Raw genomic sequence first — 7,237 nt, 5'->3', positions numbered from 1 at the left:
CGGTACCGGGGGGTACGCAAGAACACCTTCGACCTGCGACGGGCCGCGTCCATCCAGAACATCGAGTCATGGCAGCGGCACTTGGAGCGCCCCACTCTCAAAGCCGGATAACATGAACTTCAAACGATTCGGTGCTCTAGGGCTGCGCGGTGGGCTCACCAAGTCGAGGTGGACAGGACTACCACCGCCGCCACAGCCTGTGGTGGCCAAGATGGCCATGAGGCCAAGACTCAGAATTCGAAGGTTTGCGTGCATGTTCGCAGGACCCAGCGGGCGGCGGCGGTGTGCAAGGAGAATGGACAAAAGGGCTACCGCATTCGCGCGTCGAACCCCTCCACTGTCCTAACGATGTGAAGTGCTCTACATCGCAGAAGTGAGTCGTCGACGCTCCGTGTCTGCTGGGTCATAAGCGGTGCTCTCTCTTTCGAGGAGGCCAGCCGGATGTTTCGAAGAATGGTGGTGATGGGACTTGTTGCCATGGGGGTGACGGCGTGGGCAGCGGAGTCGTCGCCTCCACCGTCCAAGCCGCAAGGACCGAGCCCTTCACGCAGTGGCCATCTGCCCATCAACGGCTTGAAGCTCTACTACGAAGTGTATGGAGAGCTGGGCAAGTCCAAGACAGCCCCATTGCTGTTGATTCCTGGGGCTTTCTTATCCACCGATTCAATGAAGCCTTGGGTGGCGGCCTTCGCTGCGAAGCGCTCGGTGATTGTCTTTGATCAACAGGGCCACGGTCGAACCGCGGACACGTCGCGGAAGATGTCTTACGAGCAGTTCGGCGATGACGCTGCGGCATTGCTGCGGGCCCTGAAGGTGGAGCGTGCGGATGTGATGGGCTACTCCCAAGGTGGAGGAGTGGCACTGCAGCTGGCGTTGCGTCACCCCACGCTCGTCAACAAGCTCGTCTCGCTGTCCGCCACCTATCGTAAGGACGGTTGGTACCCTGCGGTGTTCAAGGCGATTGAAGGCCTGAGCGCCGAGGTGTTTGCAGGTTCTCCAGTCGAAGCAGCGTTCAAGAAGCACACGGCTGATCCCAAGGCGTTCGAGGCCTACATCGAGAAGATGAAGGTGTTGAACATCAACGACCAGAACATCACCGACGCTCAGATGCGCGCCATTTCAGCCAAGACGATGGTCATCGTGGGTGATGCGGATGGCGTGAAGCTGGAACACGCGGTGGCGATGTTCAAGCTGCGGGGCGGAGGCGATGAGGCGGCGGCCGCAACTGGGATGCTCACGAAGGTTCCTGCGGCGCGGTTGGTGATCCTCCCCGCGACCTCTCATATTGGGATCTCAGGGGAGGCGAAGGTACTCGAATCGATGGTGACGCCTTTCTTGGAGGACGCGCCTCCCGCCAACCCCTCTCTTTGGTAGTTAAGGCGAAGGCTGAGCTTGTCGCTGGCCGGTGGGCGTTCAATTGTCCACGAGAGATCGCACCTCACCGTGACGAGCATAGGAGAAATTGGGGCGCTGTTGAGGGGGGGCTGGTGCAGAGGGGCGAGGAAGGCCGCAGACGGGTGCCGCCCGTGCTGTGCGCCGGGCCGGTGGAGAAGCCGTGCAGCCCGCTTGGGGCGCATGCCGGCCCAGGCGGCCCCCCAGCAAGGGGAGGCAGAGGCGTGGGCTTCTGAGGTAGCGTTACGGCTTGGGGCTCAACACCCCGCGTACTGGGGTGGCCCCTGCGCTGCAGCCAACTGCGCAGGCCGCGTGGGCAACTCCTGGTGCTTCAAAATGGCGCGTACCCCGTCGGGTGCCGTCCACAGAAGGGCTACACCACCACGGTACGCGATGAGCGTGCCCGGCCTGCTCCGGACCTGGTCCAGCGCGACTTCACCGCCGACGGCCCTGACAAGCTGTGGGTGGCCGACATCACCTACGTGCCCACCTGGGCCGGCTTCCTCTTCCTGGCAGTCGTCCTGGACGTCTTCAGCCGGCGGATTGTTGGCTGGGCCATGGCGACACACCAGCATACCGAGCTGGTCATGGATGCGCTCGACATGGCGCTGAAGCAAAGGCGACCCCAAGCTGTCATCCACCACTCGGACCAAGGCACCCAGTACACCTCGGTGGCCTTTGGGCTTCACTGCCAACAAGCCGGGATGCACCCTTCTGTCCACGGCCACGAGCGCGCGCCGGTTGTACGGGCCACACCTTCCTCTCAGGCCCCTCTCTCACGACGTACCGGGGCAGTCACTCGCTTCTTGGTCTTCGAGCGCGGTGCCTCGCTGCGCTTCGACTCCTTGCGGCGTTTGGAACCTGTCGTGGGCTTCGCCCGAGGCTGTACTTCCTTGAGCGCGTAGAAGCGCCTTCGAACGAAGTACATAGCGTTCATCAGCGAGTCCACAGGCCCCACTCCGTAGGAGTAATAAATGCCCTCTGTCACGTGTTCGAAGAGGATCGGACAGTACCAATCCCTCTTGTCCGCAAGCGGTGCGGGGCGGCCAATCGTGACTCGGGAGGTTCGCCGTGTTCCATCCCTGGCCTCGTAGGACCAGTAGTCGTCCGCGATCGGATCATCAATGGCAGCAAGCTTGGGACGCCAGTCCTTCACGATACCTCCTCACTGTCCCGCGCCCTGAGCGCAGTCAGCCGAGCCGTCACACTCATAGATCGCGTTACACATGCCCCTGCAGGCCTGCTTGGTGCCTTCTGCCGCGCCCCAGCACAGTGCCCTCTTTCGCTCGTTCCGAAGGCGCCTGCAAAAGTTCTTGAGTACCTCACCGCCTGCCTCACACGCATCCAGGCACGCCTGCTTGTTCGCAGGGGACTCCAGGTCCTGTACGGGCTCAGGCTGGGCGGGTGGTGGCGGGGGCGGACACCCTTCAGGGTTCAGCGCGCAAAAGCTTCCGGGGCCGCGTGGATAATCCGCCAGCAACGCAGGCGTCTCCACCAGCTGCGCTCCCGCGCATGCCAGAGCGCTACACAAGGCACCCAATCACGCCAGACGCAACCAGGTATCTCGTGGGCTCGGCTTCTTCCATGAGAGTTCCAGCACTTGTGCTCCTCAGGGGTGGCCTCGAAAGTGAAGGTGCCTTGGAGCAGACCTGCCTCGCCCAGCCGCGCAGTTCTTTGGATAGCTGACATCCACGAGCGTGACCAATCAAGGACTACGACTTCTTGAACACCACGTAGCCCGCGGACGGGATGTTGACCTTCGTCGTGCCCCCACCGTTCAGCGTGGCGCCGAAGTTGCCAAAGTTCCCGCCGCCGTACGCCCCCGCGTCGCTGTTCAGCACTTCCTTCCAGTTCCCCGGCGGCAGCGGCATGTTGTAGCCGTCCAGGTTCTGGCGGTTGAGGCTGCCGACGATCAGGTACTCCTCGTTCCCGAACTTCCGGGTGAACGCCATCACCGAGTCGTCGTTGTGCGTGTAGACGCGGTTCACCTCGGCATCCGCGCGGAACGCAGGGCTCGAGTTGCGCAGCGCGATCGCATCCTTGAAGAACTGGAACTGCTGCCGCCGGGTGATGTCCAGCATCGCCTCCGTGCGCTGCTCCCCGCCCAGGCCCGCCAGGTGGTTGACCACCTGCTTGTCCTGCGACGACAGGCTCTTGTACGCCCCGTCCTGCTCGCGCGCCTGCGGCGACAGCGTGAGGAGCCGCTCGTAGCTGGCCTTCTGCGCGTCGTTGAACGTCACCTTCGTCCAGTCCCAGTCCTTGCCCAGCGACTCCCAGCTCCAGTCGCTGTCCCAGGTGGACGTGTTGCCCCAGCGGAAGTCGTTCTGCGCGCCGAACTCGTCACCCTGGAAGAACATGGGGATGCCCGGCGATGCGAAGCCGATGCCCGCCGTGAACCGCGCCGCGTTGCGCGCCCACTGCTCCGGGAAGTCCGTGGGGTTGGCGCCCTCGGCCGTGTTGATCGTCCGCTGCGCGTTCCCCACCTCGTCGTGGTTGGAGATGATCGTCAGCGCCTTCTTCCACTCGTCCAGCCCGCGCGGCGCCGTGAGCAGGTTCACGAACCCATCCATGTCCGTCTTCCAGCCGCGCGAGGCCGCCTGGATCAACCCCGGCTTGCTGTTGTCGTTTACCAGCCGGTGCTGGTACTCCGTGTACCATTGCGCGTCGAACCCGCCGCCCGTGCCGTCCGCCTTCGCCGGCCGCGAGATGGACGGGTCGTAGTCGAACTGCTCCGCCACCGTCCACGTGTTCGGGTTGACGAAGTGCACCTGGCGGTTGATCTCCCGCAGCATCTCCCAGCCTTCCTGGCCACCCACGCCCTTGATGGGCTCGGTGAAGTCGAAGCGCAGGCCATCAAACTTCAGCTCCGCGATCTGCTGCACCGCGTGGTCCACGAAGAGCTGCTTCACCTTCGGCTGGTGGTAGGCCGGCACCGCGCCCCACGGCGTGTCCCGCTGCTCGAACTTGCCCGGCTCCTCGGACCAGTTGAAGTACGGGTTCTGCGCGCCGCCCAGGTTCCACAGGCCATTGTTGTCCCCGTGCACGTGGTTGTACACGACGTCCGAGATGACGTTCAGCCCGCGCCCGTGCGCCTCGTCGATGAAGCGCTTGAGCGCCTCCGGCCCGCTCACCCACTTGCCGCTCTCGTCCTCGAAGCCGAACGAGCTCTCCGAGGCCAGGCTGTTTACACCCAGGTAGCCCCAGTTGCGGCTGCCCTCCACCTCGTTGGTGGGCAGCAGCTCCAGCGTGTTGACGCCCAGCTCCTTGAAGTGATCCAGCTTCTTCGTCAGGTCCTCGAAGGTGGACCGGTTCGAGTTGCCTCCCTGGCCCAGGAAGCTGCCCACGTGGAGCTGGTACACCACCCACTTGCTCGGATCCTTCTCGCGCGGGGCGTTGTCGTTCTTCCACTGGAAGCTGGCCGGGTCCGTGACCACCGCGCCTCGGAAGGACACGCCGCTGTCCGGGGTGATGAGATCGCTCCACGGATCATTGAAGCCCGTGGCCCGCCGCTCGGCCGCGCTGTACGCCCCGTCCCGGTTCGCGTCGTCGCGCAGTTGCAGGCCCCCCTGCGCGTTCTTCTCGAAGACCTGGTACTCGTAGCGCAGGCCCACCAGCTTCTCGGGGTTGTTAACCAGCGCCGTCCACGCCCCGTCGTGGTTCGTCATCTTGATGCGGCCGTCCGCCTCGACGTTCTTCGACCACAGATCGTTGAACTTCCCGCCGCGCACCTTGTCCACGAGGCCCGCATCGCCCGCGCCGAGGCGCGCCAGCAGCTCCTCCCGGTTGAGCTGCCGTCCGCTGGCGTCCTTGAGCACCAGGTAGGCGCTGTCGGCGCTCGCCTCGTCATCGATGGTGAAGCGCGTCAGCTCGGTGGCACCGGGGAAGTAGCGGTTCTCCTCGCGGCCCTTCACCGGATCCACGTAGAGCTTATCGATGCCGCGCTGCTCGCCCATCATCTGCCGGGCGTACGGATCCGGCCGGTCGCTGGTGAGGCCCCCGGAGTCCACCACCTCGTAGACGTAGGACTTGCCCTCCAGGTTCTTCCAGCCGCCCTTCACCTCGGCGGCCCAGTCGCCGTTCTCCGCGCGCTGCATGGGGATGCGCTGGACGTTGCCCTCCTGGTCCGTCACCTTCACCTGCACGGCGCGAGCGTCCGGGGCCCAGAGCTTGAAAGAGAGATCCTCGCCGCGCCGCTGCGAGCCCATGTCGTGGTACGTCGTCGGCGCGTACGCGGCCGTGGGCTTGCTCAGATCCAGCTTGAGGTTGCCCTCCCCCATCACCGCCCACTGATCGTCGCCGGCAGGGCCGTCCACGGTGACGCCCCACTCCCAGTTGCGCGGCAGGCCGTCGTCCTGCAGCTCCACCGTGGCCTCCCACTTGCCGTTGCCCAGCGAGCGCATGGGGATGGAGCCCACGTCCCACTGGTTGCTGAACTGGCCCGAGGCGTCCCAGCTCCCCTTCAGCTTCACGTCCGTGAGGTTGCTGTGCGGCCCGGCGTCATAGACGAACGACACCTTGCGCTTCGTCGGCTGGACCGCGGCGGCCGCGGAGGCCGTCACCGCCACCGGGGCCTGGGCGCCCGCCACGCTCTGGCGCGAGGCCGCCCTGCCCGTGGGCTCGAAGCCGTCCGTGCTCCGGGCGCTCACCTTGGGCGCGGAAGCTGCCGCGGCAGGCTTCTTCGCCGAGGCCGGGGACGCCGTCTCCTTGCGCGGCTCCGCGGCGTTCGTGGGGGCGTTGCCCTTCGTCGCCGGGGCAGTCACCGGGTTCGGGGAGGGGCGGTTGATCTTGGTGTCGCTCACGTTCGCCTCTACAGTGATGTGGGATAATGTGTGGTGCCGGTATCTTCGCACCTTACCTCCCCAAAGTTGCGTCCCTTGGGGAGGGAGTGTCGGAAATCAGCGTCCTGCCAGGAGAAGGAGTAGCTCGATGGGCAGGGAGTTGATCCCTATCCCAATCGAGGCGTGAAGTGGGCTGCCCACCGAGATGCCGCCCCCGAGGTTGAGGTGTCCCACTGGACCCAGGCACCACTTGATGCCGACCTCCGCGCCGGCGTTGAAGGCGCGCTGCTGGAAGGCTCCCCCCAGGAGCAGGGTGCCGTAGGGGACGACGGCCGGGGTGAGGAAGTGCTGGTAGCCGATGGCCGCGTTGAGCTCGTTGCCGCCCCGCGAGTTGCCGGCGGCATGGAGGCCGAGCGTCATCCGGCGAGCCCAGAAGGCCATGGGCTGGAAGGAGTACGCGAGGGCGTAGGTGGTCTCCCCGGTGGGCGAGGGGCGCCACCAGAAGATGAACTCGCGGCCTGGCTTGTCGATGGCGGGGGCCTCCCAGCGCATCTGCCGCGCCCGCTCCGCGTCCCCAGGCTCGCCGCGGGACAGGTAGAGGTCCGCGAGGGCCAGGGTGGCTGCCTCGCTCTCGTACTCGTAGCCCTTGAGGAGCGGGGCCTCGGCCCCGGTCAGCTCGCCGCGCTCCAGCATGAGCCGGCCCTGCGAGGTGCAGTCATCGAGCTCGCCGCCCTCGCACGAGCGGGCGTAGGCGTTCTCGGCCTGCTGCTTCTCGCCTTGCATGAGGAGCTGGGTGCCCCACGTGCTGCAGGCGCCGGTGTTGCCGCGCTCGCAGTCGGTGCGCAGGTCGCCGGAGGTGGTGGCACACGCGGTGGCCAGGAGCGAGAGCGCCACCGCGAGCAGCCGCGTCCCTCGTCGCGAGCACGGAGCCGCGGCGCGCGCAGGTGGGACACGGTGGGGGGACACCATCGACGTTCTCCAGGAGAGGCAGGCGGAAGGATACCTCATTCTCCTTCGCACCTCGGCGGGGGGAGGGGCCTTAGAACTCAGGGTTTCCGGCGCTCCCC

General features: G+C 65.8%; 3 protein-coding genes and 1 pseudogene. 2 read left to right on the top strand and 2 right to left on the bottom strand.

What is annotated here, in order from left to right; genetic code table 11:
* The first annotated feature begins 441 nt into the window (after positions 1-441).
* Positions 442-1,374 (top strand): alpha/beta hydrolase, encoded by a 933-nt coding sequence (locus tag VD972_RS16040; protein WP_324987823.1) that lies wholly within the window; start codon positions 442-444, stop codon positions 1,372-1,374.
* Between the two features lie 398 nt (positions 1,375-1,772).
* A pseudogene (locus tag VD972_RS16035) lies at positions 1,773-2,111 on the top strand (DDE-type integrase/transposase/recombinase); the annotation flags it as partial.
* A gap of 993 nt (positions 2,112-3,104) precedes the next feature.
* Here VD972_RS16035 and VD972_RS16030 read toward each other — a convergent pair.
* The gene (locus VD972_RS16030; RefSeq protein ID WP_324987820.1) at positions 3,105-6,191 is read right to left on the bottom strand and encodes an alpha amylase C-terminal domain-containing protein; all 3,087 of its coding nucleotides are present in this window, start codon (positions 6,189-6,191) and stop codon (positions 3,105-3,107) included.
* Positions 6,192-6,287: 96 nt separating this feature from the next.
* Positions 6,288-7,139 (bottom strand): hypothetical protein, encoded by an 852-nt coding sequence (locus tag VD972_RS16025; protein WP_324987818.1) that lies wholly within the window; start codon positions 7,137-7,139, stop codon positions 6,288-6,290.
* Between the last annotated feature and the right edge of the window lie 98 nt (positions 7,140-7,237).

It is taken from the genome of Hyalangium sp. (assembly GCF_035629615.1).
GTDB lineage: Bacteria > Myxococcota > Myxococcia > Myxococcales > Myxococcaceae > Hyalangium.
Note: the sequence above shows the minus strand (reverse complement) of the source record. Positions and strands in the feature narration are given on the sequence as shown.

Bases quoted from the DNA above. Each gene is read 5' to 3' on its own strand.
- VD972_RS16040 (WP_324987823.1), top strand. From the start codon at position 442: ATGTTTCGAAGAATGGTGGTGATGGGACTTGTTGCCATGGGGGTGACG.
- VD972_RS16025 (WP_324987818.1), bottom strand. From the start codon at position 7,139: ATGGTGTCCCCCCACCGTGTCCCACCTGCGCGCGCCGCGGCTCCGTGC.